This window comes from Pseudomonas reactans (assembly GCF_013385825.1).
Lineage (GTDB): Bacteria > Pseudomonadota > Gammaproteobacteria > Pseudomonadales > Pseudomonadaceae > Aquipseudomonas > Aquipseudomonas reactans.
Genome location: NZ_JACAPG010000002.1, coordinates 352,069 through 374,027 on the forward strand (window position 1 = coordinate 352,069; position 21,959 = coordinate 374,027).

Sequence of the window (21,959 nt, forward strand, 5' to 3'; positions counted from 1 at the left end):
GACAGCGATATGACTGATCAGCGCAAAGGCAGCGATGCCGAACCCACCACTCACTTCGGCTTCAAGAACGTCCCGGAAAGCCAGAAAGCGGAAAAAGTCGCTGAGGTGTTCCACTCCGTCGCGGCCAAGTACGACCTGATGAACGACGTGCTGTCGGGCGGCATGCACCGCCTGTGGAAGCGTTTCACCATCGAGTTGTCGGGTGTTCGCCCTGGCAACCGTGTGCTGGACATCGCCGGCGGCACGGGTGACCTGGCGGCCAAGTTCTCCAAGCTGGTTGGCCCGACTGGCCAAGTAGTACTGGCCGACATCAACAGCTCGATGCTCAAGGTCGGTCGCGATCGCCTGCTGGATAAAGGCGTGGCTGGCAATATCGAGTTCGTCCAGGCCGACGCCGAGAAGCTGCCGTTCCCGGACAACCACTTCGACTGTGTGACCATCGCCTTCGGCCTGCGCAACGTCACCCACAAGGAAGACGCGATCCGCTCGATGCTGCGCGTGCTCAAGCCGGGTGGCCGGCTGTTGGTGCTGGAGTTCTCCAAGCCGACCAACGCGGTGATGTCCAAGGTCTACGACACTTACTCCTTCGCCTTCATGCCGCTGGTGGGCAAACTGGTGCTCAACGACCCGGACAGCTATCGCTACCTGGCCGAATCGATCCGCATGCACCCCGACCAGGAAACCCTGAAGTCGATGATGGTAGAAGCCGGTTTCGACCGCGTGACCTACCACAACATGACCTCGGGTATCGTTGCCCTGCACCGCGGCATCAAGCCCTGATGCTGCTCAACGGCCTTCTCGCCAGCGTTGAACACGGTCTCAACCGTGTGCTGCGCCTGGACAGCACCGCCCTGGCGCGGCTTGCGCACCTCAATGGCAAAGTCATTGCCGTCGACTGCCGCAGCCCCGCCTTGCAGCTGTTTATCCTGCCCAGCGATGAAGGCCTGATGCTCGCGGCCCAATGGGCCGCCGACGCCGACTGCACCCTGCGTGCGCCGGCGTCGAGCCTGTTGCACCTGGCCCTGAGCCGCAACAAGACCGCCATCCTGCACAGCGCTGAAGTGGAGCTGGAAGGCGACAGCTCGGTGCTGATGGACCTGGCTGCCGTGCTGCAGGACCTGGAGCTGGACTGGGAATACGAGCTGTCACGCTGGATCGGCCCGGTGGCCACCCAGTTGATCAGCGGGCACCTGCGCAGCCGTTCGCGCTGGTACCAGCAGGGGTTCGCCAGCCTCAACCAGAACCTCGCCGAATACCTGAGCGAAGAATCGCGCACCCTGGTCGGAGAACGTGAGGCGCAAGCGCGTTTTCGTGAACTCGACAAGGCCAAAATCGACCTGGAACGCCTTGAGGCACGCTTCGAGCGCCTGAGCCGTTCCCTTGATCCAAGCGATAACGCATGAAGCTGCTCGCCGTCCGCCGTTTGTTTCGTATCCAGCGCGTCGTAATTCGCTATCAACTCGATGACTTGCTGTTCGCCCTCCCACTGCCCTGGTTCCTGCTGGCGGTGCGCTATGTACTGCCGTGGCGCTGGTTGCCGCGCAAAAAGCTGGAACTGAGCCGCGGCGCGCGCCTGCGCCTGGCATTGCAGGACCTGGGGCCGATCTTCATCAAGTTCGGGCAGATCCTCTCGACCCGCCGCGACTTGCTGCCCGAAGACATCGCCGACGAGTTGATGCTGCTGCAGGACCGCGTGCCGCCGTTCGACCCTCAGTTGTCAATGAAGCTCATCGAAGAACAGCTGGGCAAGAAGATCAGCGAGGTGTTCAGCCGCTTCGACGTCGAGCCTCTGGCCTCGGCCTCCGTAGCACAGGTTCATGCCGCGCAGCTCAAGACCGGCGAAGAAGTGGTGGTGAAGGTGATCCGCCCGGGCCTCAAGCCGATCATCGGCCAGGACCTGGCATGGCTGTTCATCCTCGCCCGCGCCGCCGAGCGCTTCAGCGCCGACGCGCGACTGCTGCACCCGGTGGATGTGGTCGCCGACTACGAAAAAACCATCTACGACGAACTCGACCTGCTGCGCGAAGCCGCAAACGCCAGCCAGCTCAAGCGCAACTTCGAAGGCTCGCCCCTGCTGTACGTGCCCCAAGTGTATTGGGACTGGTGCCGTCCCAAAGTGCTGGTGATGGAGCGCATCTACGGCGTGCAGGTCACCGACCTCGCGACCCTGGCCGACCAGCGCACCGACATGAAGATGCTCGCCGAGCGCGGCGTGGAGATCTTCTTCACCCAGGTGTTCCGAGACAGTTTCTTCCACGCCGACATGCACCCCGGCAACATCTTCGTCAGCACCGTGAACCCGTGGAGCCCGCAGTACATTGCGATCGACTGCGGCATCGTCGGCAGCCTGACCCCGGAAGACCAGGACTACCTGGCCCGCAACCTGTTCGCCTTCTTCAAGCGCGACTATCGCCGTGTGGCGCAGTTGCACATTGATTCGGGCTGGGTGCCGGCGGAAACCAAGCTCAACGAATTCGAAGCGGCGATCCGTACCGTGTGCGAGCCGATCTTTGAAAAACCGTTAAAAGATATTTCATTCGGCCAAGTGCTGATGCGCCTGTTCCAGACTGCGCGACGCTTCAATATGGAAGTGCAGCCACAGCTGGTCTTGCTGCAAAAGACCCTGTTGAACATCGAAGGCCTGGGCCGCCAGCTGTACCCGGACCTCGACCTGTGGAACACCGCCCAGCCGTTCCTGGAACGCTGGATGCGCGAACGCATGAGCCCGAAAACCGTGCTAGGCAACCTGCATAGCCAGATGGAACAACTGCCGCACCTGGCCAACATGACCCGCGACCTGCTGGAGCGTATGTCCCAGCCCCACGCCAAGGACCCGGCGCCGCCCTGGAAGCAGCGCAAGGACGACTGGTTCCTGCGCCTGCTGGGCGCTGCGCATCTGGTCGGCGGGGTGATGCTGGCCATCGGTGGCCCGCTGAACCAACTGGGCCACTGGCCGGCTGGCATCATGGTCGCCGTCGGTGTTTATCTGATCGTGCGTCGATAGCCAATCCGGTTATACACTGTCGCAAATTGCCGGAGCCGAACATGAAAGACTGGCTGGACGAGATCAAATGGGACAGTGACGGCCTGGTGCCGGCCATTGCCCAGGACTACAAAACCGGGCGCGTGCTGATGATGGCCTGGATGAACCGCGAGGCCCTGAGCCTCACCGCCACTGAGCAGCGCGCCATCTATTGGTCACGCTCGCGTGGCAAACTGTGGCGCAAGGGCGAAGAGTCCGGGCACGTGCAGACCCTGCACGAGATGCGCATCGACTGCGACGCCGACGTGGTGATCCTCAAGGTCGAGCAGATCGGCGACATCGCCTGCCACACCGGCCGTCACAGCTGCTTCTATCGCGTGTTCGAGAACGGCGAATGGAAAGTGGTGGAGCCGGTGCTCAAAGACCCGCACGCCATCTACTCGGCAGGACACTAGACATGAGCGATACCCTGAACCGCGTGGCCCAGGTGCTGGAAGACCGCAAAGGCGCGGATGCCGACAGTTCCTACGTCGCCAGCCTGTACCACAAGGGTTTGAACAAGATCCTGGAAAAGCTCGGCGAAGAATCCGTCGAGACCATCATTGCAGCCAAGGACGCGCAAATCAGCGGTGATTACAGCGATGTAATCTACGAGACCGCTGACTTGTGGTTCCATACCCTGGTCATGCTCGCCCAACTGGGGCAGCATCCGCAGGCTGTGCTGGATGAACTGGACCGACGCTTCGGCTTGTCCGGGCATGCCGAGAAAGCCTCGCGCCCGTCGGCCTGAATAACTAAGACTTGAGGATTTGCAGCATGGGCATTTTTGACTGGAAACACTGGATCGTCATTCTGGTGGTGGTGGTATTGGTGTTCGGCACCAAGAAACTCAAGAACCTGGGCACCGACGTGGGCGAGTCGATCAAGGGCTTCCGTAAAGCCATGAACGACGACGAAAAACCCGCCGACCCAGCCGTAAATCCGGTGCCTCCGGCGCAGCCTGTGCACCCGCAGGCCACCCAGCCGATCACCGAGCGTCGCACCTTCGACGTGCAGGCTGAGAAAGTCGAAGAGCCGACCCGCAAAGACTCGTGAGCACTGACTAATGTTTGGTATCAGCTTCTCTGAACTGCTGCTCGTCGGCCTCGTAGCCTTGCTGGTACTGGGGCCGGAACGCCTGCCCGGTGCAGCACGCACGGCCGGCCTGTGGATCGGGCGCCTGAAACGCAGTTTCAACGCCATCAAACAGGAAGTTGAACGGGAAATCGGCGCCGACGAGATCCGCCGGCAACTGCACAACGAGCACATCCTTTCGTTGGAACAGGAAGCCCGCAAGATTCTGTCACCGGTGCAGGAGCCCGCCAAACCGGCGGAGCCTGTGGCCCAAAACAGCATCGCGCCTGTTGCCGAAGCCGCCCCCGTGGCACCGATCGCGCCCACCGAGCCTGCGCCGACGCCCACCGCGTCGCCCGCGCCCCATGACCCTACATTGCCGCCGCGAGCCCCATGAGCGCTGATAAACCGGAAAACGACCAGCATATGCCGCTGGTCTCGCACCTCACCGAGCTGCGTACCCGCCTGCTGCGTTGCGTAGCGGCCATCTTCATCATCTTTGCCGGGTTGTTCGCCTTTACCCAGCAGATCTACACCTTCGTCTCCACGCCGCTGCGCCAATACCTGCCGGCCGGTGCGACGATGATCGCCACCGACGTGTCGTCGCCGTTCCTCACGCCGTTGAAGCTGACCATGATGGTCTCGCTGTTCTTGGCGATCCCAGTGATCCTGCACCAGATCTGGGGCTTTATCGCGCCGGGCCTGTACAAGCATGAGAAACGCATCGCCGTGCCGTTGCTGGTGTCGAGCATCCTGCTGTTCTACACCGGCATGGCATTCGCCTACTTCCTGGTGTTCCCGCTGATCTTCAAATTCTTCGCCGCCGCCACCCCGGCCGGCGTGGAAATGATGACCGACATCACCAGCTACCTCGACTTTGTGATGACGCTGTTCTTCGCCTTCGGCGTGGCCTTCGAAATTCCGGTGGCCGTGGTGCTGCTGGTATGGATCGGCGTGGTCAACGTGGCGTACCTGAAGAAGATCCGCCCGTACGTGATCATCGGCTGCTTCGTGGTTGGCATGATCCTTACACCACCGGACATCTTCTCCCAGACCCTGCTGGCCGTGCCGATGTGGATGCTGTTCGAGATCGGCATCCTGTTCAGCGGCTTGATCAGCAAGCGCGGCGAACACCCGGATGACCAGCCCGACGACGACCAGCCGCCAGCGACCCAGCCGTGAACCTGCTGCTCCTTGAAGAGGCCGACTTCATCGCGGCCGACCGTGTGGTGCTGCGTGATCGACGCCTGGTGCACATGCAGGACGTCCACCGCGCCGCCGTCGGCGACAGCCTGCGCGTCGGCCGCATCGGCGGGCTGATGGGCAATGCGCAACTGCTGCGCCTGGAAGCCACCGAAGCCGAGCTGCAAGTCAGCTTCGACCAGCCGCCACCGACCAAGCTGCCACTGACCCTGCTGCTGGCCCTGCCACGCCCGAAGATGCTGCGCCGGGTGTTGCAGACCGTAGCCGCCATGGGCGTGCCCAAGGTAGTGCTGGTGAACAGTTACCGCGTCGAAAAAAGCTTCTGGCAAACCCCGTTTCTGGAACCCGAAGCGATTCGCGAGCAACTGATCCTCGGCCTGGAACAGGCGCGGGACACGGTATTGCCCGAGATCATCATCGAAAAACGCTTCAAACCCTTCGTCGAAGACCGCCTGCCAGCCATGACGGCGGGCACCCTGGGCCTGATCGGCCATCCCGGTGATTACCCGGCCTGCCCACGCGGGCTGGACGAGCCGGTGACCCTGGCAATCGGCCCGGAAGGTGGCTGGATTCCGTATGAAGTGGACCTGCTGACCAAGGCCGGATTACAACCCGTGCAACTGGGCGCACGCATCCTGCGCGTCGAAACCGCCGTCACCGCCCTGCTCGCCCGGCTCTTCTAACGGCGCCCGCCCTCCTGTAAGAGCGAGCTTGCTCGCGAAGGTCGTTAACGATTACACGTCCATCCTAGATGAACACGTCGTCCTTACGTTTTTCGCGAGCAAGCTCGCTCCTACAGAAAAGTCTGTAACCGCCGATAACCTTTGAATAAGTCCAAGCCTTGTTCCAGGGGAGTTCGCAGCATGTATCGTTGGTTAGCCGAAAAGCTGGGGAATGTGGGTGTCAATCGCAAGCTGGGCGTAGGCTTTGGCTTAGTGTTGATCCTGACGTTGTTGATCACCTTCACCGGCTGGACCGGCCTGGGCGATGTGATCAGTCGCGGTGACAAGCTGGGCTATATCTCCAGCCTCAACGGCCTGACCAAGGACTTGCGCCTGGCGCGCCTGGACTTCGAAATGCGGCGCGGCGAACAAGGCACCGACGCGGTCAACAACCTGATCACCAAACTGGACAGCGGCCTGAAAACCGCCGCCGACCTGATCGAGCAACCCGACGACAAGGCCTTGGTCGAACAGCAACAAGACGCCTTGAACCAATACAAAAAGGCCTTTGCCGCCATGGTCCAGGCCGGGCTCAAGCGTGAAGGTGCCCGCAGCAAACTGGGCGACACCGCCGACAACGCCGTGGCAAAAGTCAGCGAGGTCGAAAAAAGCCTGCTGCAAGGCGACAGCGTCACCCAGTTCAACAGCGTGGTTGACCTGAGCAAACTGATTCAGCAAGCGCGTTTCCAGGTGCGTGGCTATACCTACAGCGCCAAGGTCGAGGCTGAACAACCGGCCCTTGATGCCATTGATAACGCCATCAAGAAGATCACCGAACTGGAAGGCCAACTGCCCGCGCAGTACCAGGCCAACCTGCAGCAGGCCAGCACCTCGCTGCAGGCCTACCGCGCGGCCGTCAGCCAGTACCGCGACTCCCAGACCGCCGCCGCCGAGGCGCTGAAAATCATGAGCGCCCAGGGTGACATCCTGCAGGCCCACAGCGAAAAACTCACCACCTCGCAAACCGTGGTGCGCGACACCGACGCCGCGCAGGCCAAACAACTCTTGCTGCTGGCGACCGTGCTGGCGCTGATCTTCGGCCTGGTGGCCGCCTGGGCGATCACGCGCCAGATCGTCATCCCACTGAACCAGACCCTCAAGGTGGCCGAGCGCGTCGCCTCCGGCGACCTGAGCCACAACTTAACCTCCACGCGCCAGGACGAACTGGGCCAACTGCAACGGGCCATGCAAAGCATGACCGTCGGCCTGCGCGAGTTGATCGGTGGTATCAGCGACGGCGTGACCCAGATCGCCAGCGCCGCCGAGCAACTGTCAGCCGTGACCGAACAGACCAGCGCCGGGGTCAACAGCCAGAAGGTCGAAACCGACCAGGTCGCCACCGCCATGAACGAAATGGCCGCCACTGTGCAGGAAGTCGCGCGCAACGCCGAGGAAGCCTCTGAAGCCGCTGTGGCGGCTGACCAACAGGCCCGAGAAGGCGACAAGGTGGTCGGCGAAGCCATCGCCCAGATCGAGCGCCTGGCCACCGAGGTGGGCAACTCCACGGTCGCCATGGGCGACCTGAAGCGCGAAAGCGACAAGATCGGCAGCGTGCTCGATGTGATCAAGTCCGTAGCCCAGCAAACCAATCTGCTGGCCCTCAACGCCGCGATTGAAGCCGCGCGCGCCGGTGAGGCCGGGCGTGGCTTCGCCGTGGTGGCGGACGAAGTGCGCAGCCTGGCCCAGCGCACGCAAAAATCTACCGAAGAGATCGAAGAGCTGATCGTCGGCCTGCAAAGCGGCACTCAGCAAGTGGCGACCATCATGGACAACAGTCGCGGGCTGACTGACAGCAGCGTCGAACTGACCCGTCGCGCCGGTAGCGCCCTGGCGAGCATCACTCGGACAGTCTCGACCATCCAGGCGATGAACTCGCAGATCGCCACCGCCGCCGAACAGCAAAGCGCCGTGGCTGAAGAGATCAACCGCAGCGTGTTGAACGTGCGCGATGTGTCGGAACAGACGGCTGCGGCCAGTGAGGAGACCGCAGCGTCGAGTACCGAACTGGCGCGCCTGGGTACCCATTTGCAAACACTGGTCGGCCGCTTCAGGGTCTGACCCACCTCACCGCGCGGCGACCTGCCCTGGGTCGCCGCCTTCAGCCTGTGAAATTTCCTACGCATTTATCAGGCTCACCCGACCGCCAAGAGAGCTAGCGTTCAAGTCACGTCAAAGTGTTCGAGCACCTGCGGTGCCCCACACGACGATAACGTCCGCTACTCACCTTGCCGGAGGTTGATCATGCTTCGTCGAATGACTCACTTATTGGGTGACGCCAGTGTCACCCTCAAACTGGCCCTGGGCTTTGCCCTGGTACTGGCCCTGAGCCTCGTCATTGCCGTGACCGGCTGGCAAGCCCTGGCGGCCTCCCTTTATCGTTCGCAAACGCTGACCGTGCTCGCGCAACTGGCAGTCGCTGGCGAGGAATTGCGCGCTGACAGAATCGTCTACCGCACCCTTGACGATGCCGCTAGCCTCAATAAGTTGAGCGTGAGCATGGAAAAAATCGATGGGTACCTGAAGGAGCTTTCCAACCGACTCAAAGCACCGAAAGCCATTGAGTATCTGCAAGAGATGGCCCGTATTGGCGCAACGTTCGAAACTACACTCAAGGACGTGCCCTCGCTGGTGAAAACACGCGAGAACACTCGCGAAGAATTGAAACAAAGCTCCACGCGGACCGGCGACGTGCTGGCGCAACTGGCCAGTGACCTGCCTGATCAAGATGATGAAAAAGCCCTCGACGCCGTCGAAAATCTGCGCCAGGCCATAGAGCAGGCGGAAGATCGTGCCCAAAGCCCCGCCTGGGCTGCCAGCTCGCTGGATGCTTATGCCCAGGTCGTGAGCGACGCAGAGCGCAACCTCGAACTCGCCCAGGCGGCCGTCGCGAAGCTGCCGGTCGATAGCAGCGCGCTGAAAAATGCCGTGCTCGACATTCGCACCCGCCTGACACGCCTTAAAGAAGCTCAACTTACGACCGAGAAATCGCAAAACCAGTTGGAGCAGCTGTTGGATCAGTTAATTGGGCAGAGTGATCTGTTGAGCCAGGATCAAACCCAGCGACGCGACCATGAAGCCGAGCAAGCCCGCACCCAGACCCTCGGAGTGACCGCTGCCGCGTTGCTCTTGGGCACACTGGCAGCCTGGGTGATTGCCGGACAAATCGTGACACCGCTGCGCAAAGCGCTGGCGGTAGCCCATCGCATTGCCGAAGGTGACCTGAGCCACGAAGTGCAGACCCGTCGCAAGGACGAGCTGGGCCAGTTGCAACGCAGCATGACTCAGATGACGCAGAACCTGCGCGGGCTGATTGGCAATATCAGCGATAACGCACGGCAAATCGCCAGCGCCGCCGAGGAACTTTCCGCCGTCACCGAACAAACCCGTGCGGGCGTGAATAATCAGCGAGAGGAAACCGAGCAAGTGGCAACCGCCATGAATCAGATGCTGGCCACCGCCCAGGAAGTTGCGCGCCATGCCGAGCAAGCTTCGATTGCGGCCGGCCAGGCCAATCAGCAGACTGACCTGGGCGATCAGGTCGTGACGGATGTCGTCGCGCAGATTGAGCACCTCGCCCGTGAGATGGCACGCTCAAGCCAAGCCATGCTGGAGCTACAACGGGAAAGCCAAAAGATCGGCAGCGTGCTGGATGTGATTAAGTCCGTGTCGCAGCAGACCAATCTGCTGGCGCTCAACGCCGCGATTGAAGCCGCACGGGCCGGCGAGGCTGGACAAGGGTTTGCGGTGGTCGCCGATGAGGTACGCAGTCTCGCTCAAAGGACCCAGCAGTCCGCCGAGGAAATCGAAGGGTTGATTGGTGGCTTGCACAGCGGTACGCAGCAAGTAGCCGACATCTTGGACTACAGCTGCACGTTGACCGACAACAGCGTCGGCCTGGCACGCAACGCCGGGGACGCCCTGAGCGAAATCGCCCGCACAGTGATGGTCATCCAGGAAATGAACCCGCAGATTGCCGCAGCCGCCGAAGAGCAAAGCGCGGTTGCTGAAGAGATCAATCGCAGTGTATTGAAAGTTCGCGATGCCTCGGAGCAAACCGCCGCCGCCAGCGAACAGACGGCGGCGGCGAGCATCGAACTGGCACGACTGGGCACGGATTTGCAGCAGTGCGTGGGGCGGTTCAAGGTCTGACCGCCCTGGCTGGGGTCTACAGAACTTGACGCAGGAACGCCTGCGCCCGAGGGTCCTTCGGCGCATCGAAGAACGTGGCCGGGGCAGCGTCTTCCAACAGTTTGCCATGGTCGAAGAACAGCACCCGGTCGGCCACTTCACGGGCAAAGCCCATTTCGTGGGTGACGCAGACCATGGTCATGCCTTCCAGAGCCAGGGTCTTCATCACGTCCAGCACTTCGCCGACCATTTCCGGGTCCAGCGCCGAGGTGGGCTCGTCGAACAGCATGACCTTGGGATCCATCGCCAGGGCCCGGGCAATCGCGACGCGCTGTTGCTGGCCACCGGACAAGCGTGATGGAAACTCGTTGGCCTTCTGTGCAATTCCGACCTTTTCCAGCAACGCCAGAGCCTTGGCCTCGCGCTCCTTCTTGCTGCGCTTGCGCACGACTTTTTGCGCCAGGCACAGGTTTTCCAGCACCGTCATGTGGGGGAACAGGTTGAAGTGCTGGAACACCATGCCGACTTCGCGGCGATAGGCGTTCACGTCGGTCTTCGGGTCAGCCAGTTGCAGGCCATCGATGCTCACCGAACCCGAATCGAACTCTTCCAGGCCATTGAGGCAGCGCAAGAAGGTGGACTTGCCGGAGCCGGACGGGCCGATTACCACCAGCACTTCGCCTTTGGCCACCTGGGTGGTCACGTTGTCGACCGCACGGACCACATGGCCGCGGGTGTCGAAGACTTTTACCAGATCGCGGACTTCAATCACTTTGCGCGAGCCTCCGCTCAAGCCGGCTAGCCATTTTTGACAGCGGCAGGTTGATCAGCAGGTACAGGCCTGCGACGCAAAACAGGATTTCAAACGGCGAGAACGAGGTGGTGATCACTTCGCGGCCGCTTTTGAGCAGTTCGGTAATCGCAATCACCGAGACCAGCGAAGTGTCTTTCACCAAGCTGATAAATTGCCCGGCCAACGGCGGGAGCACGCGCTTGAACGCTTGCGGCAGTACCACATGGCGCATCGACTGGCTCGCGCTCAGGCCCAGGGACCGCGCGGCTTCGTTCTGGCCACGGGTGATGGACTGCACGCCAGCACGCACGATTTCCGCCACGTAAGCGCCGGTGAACAGCGACAGCGCGGCGATCCCGGCAAATTCCCGGGACAGGTTGAGCACCGTGCCGATAAAGAAATAGAAAATGAAGATCTGCACCAATAGCGGCGTGCCGCGCACCAGTTCGACGTAGATCGTCGACAGATCCCGCAAGGTCGGGTTGCTGGACAACCGGCACAAGCCGGTCGCCAAACCGATCGCCAGGCCCAGGATGCCCGACACCACCGACAGCCACAGCGTTGTCCACAACCCCCACATCAACGGGCCCAACGCCCAATGACGGGTCACGCCGACCACGTCGCCTTCGGCCACATCGTCGCCACGCGCCACTTGCAGGCTGTTGTCGGCAACGGTCAGCTTCTGCTCGGCGCCCGCGTCGTTGCGCAGGGTCACTTCGGCGACATCGCCTTTGCGCACCAGCTCAACCACGGTGGAAATATCCGCCGCGCGCTGGGACGTTTCAGCCGGGTAGGCGAAGTACTGCGGCACGCGGTTCCAGCGCCACTCGTAGGACATCAACGAGGTGGCGTAGTACAAGGCGCCAGCCAGGCCGACCAGCACGACCACGGTCAGCAGGTGCCAGGGCCATTGGGCTTTTTTCTGTTTCATTTCAACTCTCGGAGTGTGTCGCACTTGTAGGAGCGAGCTTGCTCGCGAAAAACCTGAGAGCGCCACGGGGTGTCAGGTTTCCCGCGTCATCGTTGGCGATTTTCGCGAGCAAGCTCGCTCCTACAGGTTCTGGATCAGCGCTTATTCCATGTCCTTGAGCCACTCGGAGCTCTTGAACCACTTGTCATGGATGCGATCGTAGGTGCCGTCGTTACGGATCTGGTGCAGGAAGTTGTTGATGAAGTTGATGCTGTCGTAGTCGCCTTTCTTCAGGCCGAACGCCAGGGGTTCGAAGGTGAAGGGTTCTTCGAGGTATACCAGCTTGCCGTTACCGACTTTCTTCTCGGCCACCACGTTGTACGGCGCGTCATACACAAAGGCATCGGCCTTGCCGTTGACCACGTCCAGCACGCCTTCCTGCTCGTTGTCGTAGCCGTGGTACTTGGCCTTGGAGATCAGCTTCTTGGCGACCATCTCACCGGTGGTGCCGAGCTTGGAGGTCAGGCGGTATTTCTCGTCGTTCAGGTCTTTGTAGGACTTGATGGTGCCTTCCAGTTCCTTGCGGATCAGCAGGGTCTGGCCGACGACGATGAAAGGTTCGCTGAAGTTCAGGCGCAGGTTGCGTTCCTGGGTCAGGGTCATGCCGCTGCCGATCATGTCGAACTTATTGGTCAGCAGCGCCGGGATGATGCCGTCGTAGCCGGTGGAGATCGGTTCGAACTTGACGCCCATGGACTTGGCCATGGCCTTGAGAATGTCCACTTCGAAACCGATGATTTCGCCGCGCTTGTTGGTCATCTGGAACGGCATGTAGGTCGGGTCCATGCCGACTTTCAGCGTGCCGCGCTTGACCGCATCATCGATGGCGCCGGCCTGGGCCGCATTGACCGCGACCAGCGCGGTGACGCCTAGCAGCAGCATCGAAAGATACTTTTTCATCATCAAGTCCCCTGAACGATTCTTATAAGGTCGGCGCGCAAACGGGCTGCACCATTTCGGGGTGCGATCCTAACCCACTCGCCTGCTGTCACAAAGGTTTCACGGCTATTTGTTGTCGGCATATGTCGGAAAAGCCCCACAACCGTGCAGCAGAGGGCAGACGTAGACGCGCGCGTGGAGGCCAGTGACAACAGATTGATGTGTAAGCAGTTATGACTTTCAGTCGATTTCCGACAACCACTCGGTGTCCCTGAACCACTTATCGTGAAGACGATCGTAAGTCCCATCCTGGGCAATCTGGTTGAGGAAGTGATTGATCCAGTTAAGGCTGTCGAAATCGCCTTTTTTCAAACCAAACGCCAGAGGTTCAAATGTGAAGGGCTGCTCAAGCGCTAGTAAAGTGCCGTTTTCCGGGCGGCTCAAGGCGATCAGGTTGTAGGGCGCGTCATGAATAAAGGCATCGGCCTTGCCTTGTACCACTTGGCGTACCCCTTCCTCCGGTGTTGAGAAACTGCTGAGTCGGGCCGCTCCTAGAAACCGTCGCACCGCCGCTTCGCCAGTAGTGCCTGCCGTGGCAGCGATCCGGTAGCTAGCGTCGTCCAGGTCTTCCACACTGCTGACCTTGCCCGCCAGGCTTGGGTGTAACAGCACGGACTGGCCGACCACGATGAACGAGTCGCTGAAGTTCAGCTTGAGGTTGCGCTCCTGGGTGACGGTCATGCCGCTGCCGATCAGGTCGAATTTCTTCGCCTGTAACCCCGCTACCAACTCGGTGTAGGGCACCGCGACCAACTCAAGTTCCACGCCCAGCGCTTGACTCATGACGTTGAGCAGGTCGATTTCAAAACCGACGATACGCCCCTGTTTGTCGGTCATTTCGAAGGGCACATAGGTGGGCGTGGTGCCGACTTTCAATACGCCGCGTCGAACGGCGTCGTCAATCGCGCCGGCCTGCGCCAGCCCCATGTGAATCAATGCGACAGCGCTTAGCAGCAGCGCCGAACAATAGCCTTTGCTCATGAATACCCCAGTGGCAAGTCCAAATCCGGGGCGATGCTAACTCAGCCACGGGCACAGCAATACGCCTCGGACAAGGGTCTTTTGTTTCGAAAAAACAAGGGGTTGGCGCGGGGGAGGAAGAAGAGAAAAACGCTGTAGGACCAGCGCTTCGAACACCCCCGAGGTGAACCCTCGGGGGCGTCTGAATCAGGCCGGTTGGGCCTGGGACGACAGAGGTTGCAGCGGCAGCAACGGTGCATGCGGATCAGCCTTGATCGAGTCACGCCAGGCGGCGAGCCACTCGGCATGGCCCTCGTTCCAGACGTGCTCATGCAGGCGAGCCAGCGCGACCGGGTCACTGAGCAAGGCCAGGCGTTCGCCGTTGTTCAGGCCGGCTGGGCCGACTTTCAACGCATGCCGCACACGTTCGGTACGCAGGTACTCGATCGGCTCCGCTTCACGGTGACGCGAAGTCGCCAAGGCGCAGGCCAGGGCGTTCTGCTGCGGATCGACCACCGAACGCACGAAGCCGTCGTTCAGCGCGTGCCAACGGTTTTCGTGGGTGTACAACTCGGTCGACAGCAAGGCCTGCGGCGGATTGTATTCCTCGGGAATCAGGAACAGGCTCTCGTCGCGGGACTTGAGGCCCAGCCCGACACGGCTGGAGATCACCGACACCGGGATCGACAGCATCAGCGACCCCACGATCGGCACCAACCACCACAGGAAGCTCGGGTTCAACCACACCACCAGCAGGGCCCACAGGAAGCCCAACACGGTTTGCGGACCGTGGCGCTTGACCGCTTCGCTCCATGGGGTGGAGTCGTCGTCACGCTGCGGTGAGTTCCAGGTCGCGGCCCAGCCGAGGAACGCGGCGAGCACGAAGCGGGTGTGGAAAATCATCCGCACCGGCGCCAGCAACATGGAGAACAGCATCTCCAGCAGCATCGACAAGGTCACCTTGAACTTGCCGCCAAACTCTTTCGCGCCCTTGGCCCAGATCAGGATGATGCTCAGCAGTTTCGGCAGGAACAGCAGGACGATGGTGGTGGAGAACAACGCCACCGCCTTGTCCGGATGCCATTGCGGCCACAGCGGGTACAACTGGCGTGGTGCCATGAAGTACTGCGGCTCCATCAGGGTATTCACCGCCAACAAAGCTGTGGACAGCACCAGGAACAGGAACCACAACGGCGCCGACAGGTAGGACATTACACCGGTCAGGAACACAGCACGGTGCACCGGGTGCATGCCCTTGACCAGGAACAGGCGGAAGTTCATCAGGTTACCGTGGCACCAGCGGCGGTCACGCTTGAGTTCATCCAGCAGGTTCGGCGGCAGTTCTTCGTAGCTGCCCGGCAAATCGTAGGCAATCCACACGCCCCAGCCGGCCCGGCGCATCAACGCCGCTTCAACGAAGTCGTGGGACAGGATGGAACCGGCGAACGCGCCTTTGCCTGGCAACGGCGCCAGGGCGCAGTGCTCGATGAACGGCTTCATGCGGATGATTGCGTTGTGACCCCAGTAGTGGGATTCACCCAACTGCCAGAAGTGCAGGCCGGCGGTGAACAGCGGGCCGTACACGCGGGTAGCGAACTGCTGCATGCGCGCATACAGGGTGTCCATGCCCGACGCACGCGGCGCGGTCTGGATAATCCCCGCATCCGGCGTGGCTTCCATCAAACGTACCAGGCTGGTCAGGCATTCGCCGCTCATCACGCTGTCGGCGTCGAGCACGACCATGTACTTGTAGTCACCGCCCCAGCGACGGCAGAAGTCGTCGAGGTTGCCGCTCTTGCGCTTTACGCGACGGCGGCGACGGCGATAGAAGATCTTGCCGAAACCACCGGCCTCGCGGCACACGTCAAGCCAGGCTTGCTGTTCGGCAATGCAGATGTCGGCATCATTACTGTCGCTGAGCACGAAGAAATCGAAGCGGTCCAGATCACCCGTGGCGGCGACCGACTCGAAGGTGGCACGCAAACCGGCGAATACCCGGGGCACGTCTTCGTTGCAGATTGGCATCACCAGTGCGGTACGGGCGTCTTTCGGAATCGGCTCGTCACCAGCACTTTTACCGGAGATCCGGTATTTATCGTGACCGGTTAGCAGTTCCAGGAAGCCCATCAACGCGGTCCAGAAACCGGCTGACACCCAGCAGAACAAGATCCCGAACATGATCAAGATGCTGGTTTGCAGGGCGTAAGGCAGTACCTGGGTAGCGGTTTGCAGCAGGGTCTGGTTGCGGATTTCGTCGAAGTCGACCAGCGACCAACCCTGGTACGGCATGATGCCTTTCATGTACCAGCCGGCAACGATGGTCTGGCCGAGCATCAGCACCAGCAGGATGTAACGACGGATCGAACCGACCGTACGCCAGCGCGCGGCCGGCAATACACGCTCATCCTTCGGCGGCGCCGGAGGATTGCTGCGCCCGGTGATACGGCGCCAGCCGCGCACCAGGATATTCGTGCGCCACGGCTCCGGCACCACGCGGGTACGACGGATCGGCGGCGTGGCCTTCAGGCACACACGGCCAGCAGCGTCGAGCGCCAGCATTTCGGCGTCTTGCAGCTCTTCGGCCGTGTTGAGGGTCAACCGCGTGCCAACCGACGCCTGGGCGGCGTCGACCGGTGCGTCGAAGGTCGACGACGACAAGCGTTCGTGCAACTCGGTGAAGGATGTGCAGCCCGCCAGTTCGGCGCGCTGCTCAGCGGTCATCGGTAGATGCGCCAGATACTCCTGCAGAGTTTCTGGCTGGACTTGAGAATTACTCATCGGCAGGCAACTGGTAGCTCCAGGTTTCGGTCAGGACTTGTTCGGTCTTGATCGGCTCCGGTGTGGCTGGGGCAGCTTCTGGCTGCTTGGCTTCCTTGTCTTTCGCTTCTTTCTTGACCTGTTTCTCGTGCTGCTTGGCCAGGACCTTGTCAGCCTTGAGTACGTGGCTGGAATCCTGCTCAGGAGCGGGCGGCGGAACGTCCTGCACCAGTGCAGCGCGCATTTCGGTCGGCTTGCCTGCGTCCTTGATCTTCATGCGCAGGGTCAGGCGCCAGCCTTTGGTGTGTTCGTTGTAACGCACACTGTTTTCAACCAGTTCGGCGTTGTCGCTGACACTCACTTGGCTGCGCACCGGGGCATCCGATGCCAGGGCTTTGAGGGATGGGCCCTCGAAGTCCACCAGGTAGGCCACGCTGCCGTCAGGCTGGCGGATCAAGTTGGATTGCTTCACGTCACCGGTAGAACGCAGGGTTTGCTTGACCCACGCGCTGTCGCTCGGGTGCAGGGACTTCTCGTCCATGGTCCAGTGCAGGCGGTAGGAAACGTCCAGTGGCTTGCCGACTTCAGGCAGCTCGGCCGGGCTCCAGAACGCAACGATGTTGTCGTTGGTTTCGTCGGCGGTTGGGATTTCCACCAGGTTGACGGTGCCTTTGCCCCAGTCGCCTTCAGGCTCGATCCAGGCGCTTGGGCGCTTGTCGTAGTTGTCGTCGAGGTCTTCGTAGTGGCTGAAGTCGCGACCGCGTTGCAGCAGGCCGAAACCTTTCGGGTTCTCTACGGTGAAGTTGCTGACCGACAGGTGTTTCGGGTTGTTCAGGGGGCGCCAGATCCACTCGCCGTTGCCGGCATGGATCGACAGACCGCTGGAGTCGTGCAGTTCACGACGGTAGTTCAGCACTTTGGAAGGCTGGTTCGCGCCGAACAGGTACATGCTGGTCAACGGGGCAACGCCCAGTTTGCTGACCTTGTCGCGCAGGAACATCTGGGATTTCACGTCGACAATGGTGTCGGTGCCTGGACGCAGAATCAGGCGATACGCGCCGGTAGCCCGCGGGGAGTCCAGCAAGGCAAAGATCACCAATTGTTTCTCACCCGGCTTTGGACGCTCGATCCAGAATTCGGTGAACCGCGGGAACTCTTCCCCGGACGGCAATGCGGTGTCGATCGCCATGCCACGGGCAGACAGGCCATACGCTTGGCCCTTGCCGACCACGCGGAAGTAGCTCGCGCCCAACATGGTCATGATTTCGTCTTGCTTGTCGGCTTTGTTGATCGGGTAAAGCACACGGAAGCCGGCATAACCCAGCTGTTCGGTGGCTTTTGGATCAAACTTCACGTCGCCAAAATCGAAGCGCGTCGGGTCGTATTTGATTTCCTGGACGCTGTCGGCAGTGACTTCGTTGATTTTCACCGGTGTATCGAAGTGCATACCCTGGTGATAGAAGGACAGCTTGAACGGGGTGTTCTGATCGGCCCACTCGGCTTTTTCGTTGCGGAAACGAATCTTCTGGTAGTCCGCGAACTTCATTTCACGGAATTCGTTCGGCAGATTGCTGCGCGGAGCTTCGTATTTCTGCCCGGCCAGCTCTTTTGCCTTGGCCGACACATCATCCAGACTGAATGCCCACAGTTGACCCGCGCCGAACAGGCAAAACAGGGCGGAGCCCGTCACCAGTGCGTTTCGTAACCGTTTGGCAGACAATTTTGGTGCATTACAGGGACTAACAATCACGAGCAACCCTCGCCGAAAACAGATCAAAAAACCAACGGCCAGCTATCTATATGCCAGGTTGGCGAGCATTGTTCCGACTCCCCTGGGGCAAAATGATTCCCCATTGGTTGTCGGACAAGTCTCTACCTAAGTCAAAAATGGACCAAACAACGCTGATCCCCGTAGCGCGCGATTATCTAGTAGCCCGCGAAACAACGCATCAGGGATAACGAAGTATTTGTAGCGAAACCCTGCGTTTTTAGGCATTAAAAGTCGTTTTTAATACATTCACGTCTGCAAGAGGAAGGTCACAGGGCCATCATTGACCAAATGCACCTGCATATCGGCGCCAAAACGCCCTGACGCCACCTTGCCATGCAATTGTTGCGCTTGTAACAGCAAGTGATCAAAAAGCGCCGCTCCCAAGGCCGGCGGAGCCGCTGTGGAGAAGCTCGGCCGCAGCCCGCTCTTGGTATCGGCCGCCAGGGTGAACTGCGACACCAGCAGCAAACCGCCGTCGATATCCTTCAACGACAGGTTCATCTTGCCTTCATCGTCACTGAACACCCGATAGTTCAACAGCTTGTGTAACAGCTTATCGGCACTCTCCGGCGTATCTGCAGGCTCGACGGCCACCAGCACCAGCAAACCCTGGTCGATGGCGCCGACGATTTCGCCCGCTACCTCGACCCGGGCGCCGCGCACCCGTTGCAGCAGGCCCTTCATGCTTCTTCAGGCGGCAGGTCGAGCAAGCGACGTGCCATTTCGCTGGTCGCACGCACCAAGGCATCGGTGATGCCGGGCTCGGACGCGGCATGGCCGGCCTCGCGAATCACCTGCAACTCACTGTTGGGCCACGCCTGGTGCAACTCCCAAGCGTTATCCAAAGGGCAAATCATATCGTAGCGCCCGTGGATGATTACGCCAGGCAGATGGGCGATCTTGTGCATATCGCGAATTAGCTGGTTGGGCTCCAGGAAAGAGTTGTTGGTGAAGTAGTGGCACTCGATCCGCGCGATGGACAGCGCACGCTGCGGCTCGGAAAACCGCTCCACATGCTGTGGGCTCGGGCACAGGCCGAGCATGCGCCCTTCCCAGCCGGACCAGGCCTTGGCCGCATGCATCTGGGCGATCTGATCGTTGCCGGTGAGGCGCTTGTGGTAGGCCGCGATCATGTCGTGGCGCTCTTCCGGCGGGATCGGCGCGAGGTAGTCCTGCCAGTAATCCGGGAACAGGCGGCTCGCGCCTTCCTGGTAGAACCAGTGAATGTCCTGCGGGCGGGCCAGGAAAATGCCGCGCACGATCAGGCCAAGTACACGCTCTGGGTGGGTTTGCGCGTAGGCCAGGGCCAGGGTCGAGCCCCAGGAACCGCCGAACAGCACCCATTTGTCGATGCCCAGGTGCTCGCGGATGCGCTCTAGGTCGGCGACCAGGTCCCAAGTGGTGTTGTTTTCCAGGCTGGCGCGCGGGGTGGAGCGCCCGCAACCACGCTGGTCGAAGGTGACGATGCGGTACAGGTTCGGGTCGAAATAGCAGCGGCTCTGGGCATCACAACCGGCACCAGGGCCACCATGGATGAAGACGACGGGCAAGCCTTCGGGGGAGCCACTTTCATCGACGTACAGCGTGTGGGTGTCATCGACGGCCAGATCGTGCCGGGCGTGGGGTTTGATCTGCGGGAACCAAGTCTGCATTGCGCGCTCCGTAAGGGGTCGGGTTCATCCCTGGGGGGACGTCTTTTATTTTGCCGTCTGGCACTATAAACCCGAATTGTGCAATGAGCATGTCCTAGAGCGCTTAGACCTGTGTCAGCGCTTCGCTCCCCAGGTAGTCCAGCAAGTACTCGTAGAGCCGGTCCACTTCCGGCACCTGCCGCCGCGCACGCAGGCAGCCATGCACCAGGCCTTTGCCGGGATACAGCACGGTGGCTACGCCCGCCGCTTGCAGGCGTTCAGCGTAAAGCATGCCGTCGTCGCGCAGCGGGTCGAACTGGGCCACGGCGATGAAAGCCTTGGGCAAACCGCTGAAGTCTGCGGCCAGCAGCGGCATGGCGTAGGGCGACGGTTTGCCGCTGCCCTGCAGGTACAGCGCCAGGTAGCAGTCAGTGTCGGCGCTGCTGAGCAGGGGCGCGTCCATGCAGTCACCCCGTGACGGCAAGTCGCAGGGGCCGCCCAACCCCGGATAGATCAAGACCTGGGCTCGCGGCAACGGTTGCCCGTCGTCACGCAATCCCGTGCACAATGCTGCCGCCAGGTTGCCGCCCGCACTGTCGCCCATGACCACCAAACGCTGCACGTCGATGGCATAGGGCGCCTGCCCCGCCTGGATTGCCTGCCACACGGCACGACAATCCTCGTAGGCGGCCGGGAACGGGTGTTCAGGCGCCAGCCGATAATCGATGGCGATCACCAAGACTTGCAAGACCGTGGCCAGTTCGAAGCAGATGAAATCGTGGGAATCCAGGTCGCCGACCACCCAGCCGCCGCCGTGCATATAAAGGAGGCATGGCCAGCCGTCAGGAGGCATCGGCGCGGCCGGCAGATAACTGCGCACGCCTACGCCGGCCAAGGCGAAGTCCTCGACCTGCAAGCTTTCTGGTTTCGGCGGGGTGAATGCCCGGCACATGCGGTCATAGTTTTGGCGCAATCCCGCCAGCGATGAGTCGTCGGTGGTGAAGGACTCCGTCTTCTCCACGAACGCTGCCAGCTCAGGCGAAATAGGGTATCGACTCATTTCAGGCTCGCCTGCATCGCCGCCGCCCCATCGCTGCCATCAAACGCCTTGACCCCAGCCAGCCAGCGCTGCAAATCCTCGGGATGGTCACGCAACCATTGCTTGGCCACATCCTGCGGCGACTTTCGCTCCATGATCGGCACCATCAGCTGACTTTCCTGGGCGGCGGTGAAAGTGAGGTTTTCCAACAGGCGATTGGCGTTGGGGCAGCGCTCGGCAAAATCCGGGGCGGTGACGGTAGAGACGGTGGCGCGGCCCTCGTCGGGGCCGAACACGTCTTCACTGCCGGTGAGATAGGCCATCTTCATATTGATGTTCATCGGGTGCGGGGTCCAACCGACGAACACCACGAACTCCTTGCGGTTAACCGCACGCTGCACCGCCGCCAGCATCCCCGCTTCACCGGAGGCGACCAACTTGAAGCCGCCGAGGCCGAAGTGGTTGGTGTCGATCATTTTCTGGATATCGGTGTTAGCGCCGCTGCCTGGCTCGATCCCATAGATCTTGCCGCCCAGCTTGTCCTTGAAACGGGCAATGTCGGCGAAGGTTTTCAAGCCCGCATCCGCCACGTACTGCGGCACGGCCAGGGTGGCCTGGGCGTCGGCGAGACTGGGCGTATCGAACACCTTGACCTGCTTGGCCGCCAGGAACGGCGCGATGTTGTTGTCCATCGCCGGTTTCCAGTAACCGAGGAAGATATCCAGGCGCTTGTCGCGGATGCCGGCAAAGATGATCTGCTGCACGGCGCTGGTCTGTTTGCTGTCGTAGCCGAGGCCATTGAGCAACACGTCGGCCATACCGGAGGTGGCGACCACGTCAGTCCAGCTGACCACGCCCATGCGGATGTTCTTGCAGGAGGCCGGCTCGGCGGCCATGACGTTGGCGCTGAGCAACGCGGCGCCGGTGAGGGTCAACAACAGTTTTTTCAT

The 21,959-nt window shown here is 61.1% G+C and carries 21 protein-coding genes and 2 pseudogenes; 12 read left to right on the forward strand and 11 right to left on the reverse strand.

Annotated features, from left to right (window positions below):
- Positions 1-9 precede the first annotated feature (9 nt).
- From ubiE to HX868_RS01640, 12 genes and pseudogenes are all read left to right on the forward strand, one after another.
- A complete protein-coding gene (ubiE, locus tag HX868_RS01590; protein ID WP_016972732.1) occupies positions 10-780 on the forward strand; it encodes a bifunctional demethylmenaquinone methyltransferase/2-methoxy-6-polyprenyl-1,4-benzoquinol methylase UbiE in 771 nt (256 codons plus the stop codon).
- Positions 780-1,403, forward strand: coding sequence for a ubiquinone biosynthesis accessory factor UbiJ (locus HX868_RS01595; protein ID WP_095014373.1), 624 nt, complete (start codon positions 780-782; stop codon positions 1,401-1,403). The genes ubiE and HX868_RS01595 overlap by 1 nt, the downstream gene beginning before the upstream one ends.
- The gene (gene ubiB, locus HX868_RS01600) at positions 1,400-3,004 is read left to right on the forward strand and encodes a ubiquinone biosynthesis regulatory protein kinase UbiB (protein WP_177001692.1); all 1,605 of its coding nucleotides are present in this window, start codon (positions 1,400-1,402) and stop codon (positions 3,002-3,004) included. The genes HX868_RS01595 and ubiB overlap by 4 nt, the downstream gene beginning before the upstream one ends.
- A gap of 41 nt (positions 3,005-3,045) precedes the next feature.
- Positions 3,046-3,438: a phosphoribosyl-AMP cyclohydrolase gene (hisI, locus tag HX868_RS01605; RefSeq protein ID WP_012721796.1), complete on the forward strand. Its 393-nt coding sequence runs from the start codon at positions 3,046-3,048 to the stop codon at positions 3,436-3,438.
- A 2-nt stretch (positions 3,439-3,440) separates the two neighbouring features.
- Positions 3,441-3,773, forward strand: coding sequence for a phosphoribosyl-ATP diphosphatase (locus HX868_RS01610; RefSeq protein WP_177001693.1), 333 nt, complete (start codon positions 3,441-3,443; stop codon positions 3,771-3,773).
- Between the two features lie 26 nt (positions 3,774-3,799).
- Positions 3,800-4,078 carry a twin-arginine translocase TatA/TatE family subunit gene (locus HX868_RS01615; RefSeq protein ID WP_016979166.1) on the forward strand — a complete coding sequence of 93 codons (279 nt, stop codon included), beginning with the start codon at positions 3,800-3,802 and terminating at the stop codon, positions 4,076-4,078.
- A 10-nt stretch (positions 4,079-4,088) separates the two neighbouring features.
- Positions 4,089-4,493 (forward strand): Sec-independent protein translocase protein TatB, encoded by a 405-nt coding sequence (gene tatB, locus HX868_RS01620; RefSeq protein WP_028615402.1) that lies wholly within the window; start codon positions 4,089-4,091, stop codon positions 4,491-4,493.
- On the forward strand, positions 4,490-5,278 hold the full coding sequence (tatC, locus tag HX868_RS01625) for a twin-arginine translocase subunit TatC (RefSeq protein ID WP_010213805.1): 789 nt from the start codon (positions 4,490-4,492) through the stop codon (positions 5,276-5,278). Before tatB ends, tatC begins: the two co-directional genes overlap by 4 nt.
- A complete protein-coding gene (locus tag HX868_RS01630; RefSeq protein WP_177001694.1) occupies positions 5,275-5,982 on the forward strand; it encodes a 16S rRNA (uracil(1498)-N(3))-methyltransferase in 708 nt (235 codons plus the stop codon). Before tatC ends, HX868_RS01630 begins: the two co-directional genes overlap by 4 nt.
- 180 nt (positions 5,983-6,162) lie before the next feature.
- Positions 6,163-7,221: pseudogene (locus tag HX868_RS31145) on the forward strand (methyl-accepting chemotaxis protein); the annotation flags it as partial.
- Positions 7,222-7,365: 144 nt separating this feature from the next.
- Positions 7,366-8,079 (forward strand): methyl-accepting chemotaxis protein, encoded by a 714-nt coding sequence (locus HX868_RS31150; RefSeq protein WP_425504212.1) that lies wholly within the window; start codon positions 7,366-7,368, stop codon positions 8,077-8,079.
- Between the two features lie 183 nt (positions 8,080-8,262).
- Positions 8,263-10,170, forward strand: coding sequence for a methyl-accepting chemotaxis protein (locus HX868_RS01640; RefSeq protein WP_177001696.1), 1,908 nt, complete (start codon positions 8,263-8,265; stop codon positions 10,168-10,170).
- Between the two features lie 16 nt (positions 10,171-10,186).
- On the opposite strand, the gene HX868_RS01645 is transcribed toward HX868_RS01640, so the two are convergent.
- The 11 genes and pseudogenes from HX868_RS01645 to HX868_RS01690 all read right to left on the reverse strand — a co-directional run bounded on the left by HX868_RS01645 (position 10,187) and on the right by HX868_RS01690 (position 21,959).
- Positions 10,187-10,921, reverse strand: a complete 735-nt coding sequence (locus HX868_RS01645; protein ID WP_177001697.1) for an ATP-binding cassette domain-containing protein — start codon at positions 10,919-10,921, stop codon at positions 10,187-10,189.
- On the reverse strand, positions 10,914-11,873 hold the full coding sequence (locus HX868_RS01650) for an amino acid ABC transporter permease (protein WP_177001698.1): 960 nt from the start codon (positions 11,871-11,873) through the stop codon (positions 10,914-10,916). Before HX868_RS01650 ends, HX868_RS01645 begins: the two co-directional genes overlap by 8 nt.
- A gap of 25 nt (positions 11,874-11,898) precedes the next feature.
- A pseudogene (locus HX868_RS30625) lies at positions 11,899-12,018 on the reverse strand (outer membrane lipoprotein carrier protein LolA); the annotation flags it as partial.
- Positions 12,015-12,812, reverse strand: a complete 798-nt coding sequence (locus tag HX868_RS01655) for a transporter substrate-binding domain-containing protein (protein WP_025999974.1) — start codon at positions 12,810-12,812, stop codon at positions 12,015-12,017. The gene HX868_RS01655 and the pseudogene HX868_RS30625, both read right to left, overlap by 4 nt.
- Positions 12,813-13,031: 219 nt before the next feature.
- Positions 13,032-13,832, reverse strand: coding sequence for a transporter substrate-binding domain-containing protein (locus HX868_RS01660; RefSeq protein WP_177001699.1), 801 nt, complete (start codon positions 13,830-13,832; stop codon positions 13,032-13,034).
- Positions 13,833-14,018: 186 nt separating this feature from the next.
- Positions 14,019-16,589 (reverse strand): glucans biosynthesis glucosyltransferase MdoH, encoded by a 2,571-nt coding sequence (mdoH, locus tag HX868_RS01665; protein WP_095014366.1) that lies wholly within the window; start codon positions 16,587-16,589, stop codon positions 14,019-14,021.
- Positions 16,582-18,318 (reverse strand): glucan biosynthesis protein G, encoded by a 1,737-nt coding sequence (locus tag HX868_RS01670; protein WP_095017525.1) that lies wholly within the window; start codon positions 18,316-18,318, stop codon positions 16,582-16,584. The genes mdoH and HX868_RS01670 overlap by 8 nt, the downstream gene beginning before the upstream one ends.
- A 267-nt stretch (positions 18,319-18,585) precedes the next feature.
- Positions 18,586-19,023 carry a D-aminoacyl-tRNA deacylase gene (dtd, locus tag HX868_RS01675; protein WP_016979155.1) on the reverse strand — a complete coding sequence of 146 codons (438 nt, stop codon included), beginning with the start codon at positions 19,021-19,023 and terminating at the stop codon, positions 18,586-18,588.
- Complete coding sequence (pip, locus tag HX868_RS01680) at positions 19,020-19,991, reverse strand: prolyl aminopeptidase (protein ID WP_123475232.1); 972 nt, start codon at positions 19,989-19,991, stop codon at positions 19,020-19,022. Before pip ends, dtd begins: the two co-directional genes overlap by 4 nt.
- A gap of 103 nt (positions 19,992-20,094) precedes the next feature.
- A complete protein-coding gene (locus HX868_RS01685) occupies positions 20,095-21,030 on the reverse strand; it encodes an alpha/beta hydrolase (RefSeq protein ID WP_177001701.1) in 936 nt (311 codons plus the stop codon).
- Entirely contained in the window at positions 21,027-21,959 is a 933-nt protein-coding gene (locus tag HX868_RS01690) for a choline ABC transporter substrate-binding protein (RefSeq protein ID WP_177001702.1), read from the reverse strand. Before HX868_RS01690 ends, HX868_RS01685 begins: the two co-directional genes overlap by 4 nt.

Excerpts from the sequence above, each read along its gene's own strand:
- ubiE (WP_016972732.1), top strand. The coding sequence starts at position 10 with ATGACTGATCAGCGCAAAGGCAGCGATGCCGAACCCACCACTCACTTC.
- HX868_RS01595 (WP_095014373.1), top strand. The coding sequence starts at position 780 with ATGCTGCTCAACGGCCTTCTCGCCAGCGTTGAACACGGTCTCAACCGT.
- ubiB (WP_177001692.1), top strand. The coding sequence starts at position 1,400 with ATGAAGCTGCTCGCCGTCCGCCGTTTGTTTCGTATCCAGCGCGTCGTA.
- hisI (WP_012721796.1), top strand. The coding sequence starts at position 3,046 with ATGAAAGACTGGCTGGACGAGATCAAATGGGACAGTGACGGCCTGGTG.
- HX868_RS01610 (WP_177001693.1), top strand. The coding sequence starts at position 3,441 with ATGAGCGATACCCTGAACCGCGTGGCCCAGGTGCTGGAAGACCGCAAA.
- HX868_RS01615 (WP_016979166.1), top strand. The coding sequence starts at position 3,800 with ATGGGCATTTTTGACTGGAAACACTGGATCGTCATTCTGGTGGTGGTG.
- tatB (WP_028615402.1), top strand. The coding sequence starts at position 4,089 with ATGTTTGGTATCAGCTTCTCTGAACTGCTGCTCGTCGGCCTCGTAGCC.
- tatC (WP_010213805.1), top strand. The coding sequence starts at position 4,490 with ATGAGCGCTGATAAACCGGAAAACGACCAGCATATGCCGCTGGTCTCG.
- HX868_RS31150 (WP_425504212.1), top strand. The coding sequence starts at position 7,366 with ATGAACGAAATGGCCGCCACTGTGCAGGAAGTCGCGCGCAACGCCGAG.
- HX868_RS01640 (WP_177001696.1), top strand. The coding sequence starts at position 8,263 with ATGCTTCGTCGAATGACTCACTTATTGGGTGACGCCAGTGTCACCCTC.
- HX868_RS01650 (WP_177001698.1), bottom strand. The coding sequence starts at position 11,873 with ATGAAACAGAAAAAAGCCCAATGGCCCTGGCACCTGCTGACCGTGGTC.
- HX868_RS01655 (WP_025999974.1), bottom strand. The coding sequence starts at position 12,812 with ATGAAAAAGTATCTTTCGATGCTGCTGCTAGGCGTCACCGCGCTGGTC.
- HX868_RS01660 (WP_177001699.1), bottom strand. The coding sequence starts at position 13,832 with ATGAGCAAAGGCTATTGTTCGGCGCTGCTGCTAAGCGCTGTCGCATTG.
- mdoH (WP_095014366.1), bottom strand. The coding sequence starts at position 16,589 with ATGAGTAATTCTCAAGTCCAGCCAGAAACTCTGCAGGAGTATCTGGCG.
- dtd (WP_016979155.1), bottom strand. The coding sequence starts at position 19,023 with ATGAAGGGCCTGCTGCAACGGGTGCGCGGCGCCCGGGTCGAGGTAGCG.
- pip (WP_123475232.1), bottom strand. The coding sequence starts at position 19,991 with ATGCAGACTTGGTTCCCGCAGATCAAACCCCACGCCCGGCACGATCTG.
- HX868_RS01685 (WP_177001701.1), bottom strand. The coding sequence starts at position 21,030 with ATGAGTCGATACCCTATTTCGCCTGAGCTGGCAGCGTTCGTGGAGAAG.
- HX868_RS01690 (WP_177001702.1), bottom strand. The coding sequence starts at position 21,959 with ATGAAAAAACTGTTGTTGACCCTCACCGGCGCCGCGTTGCTCAGCGCC.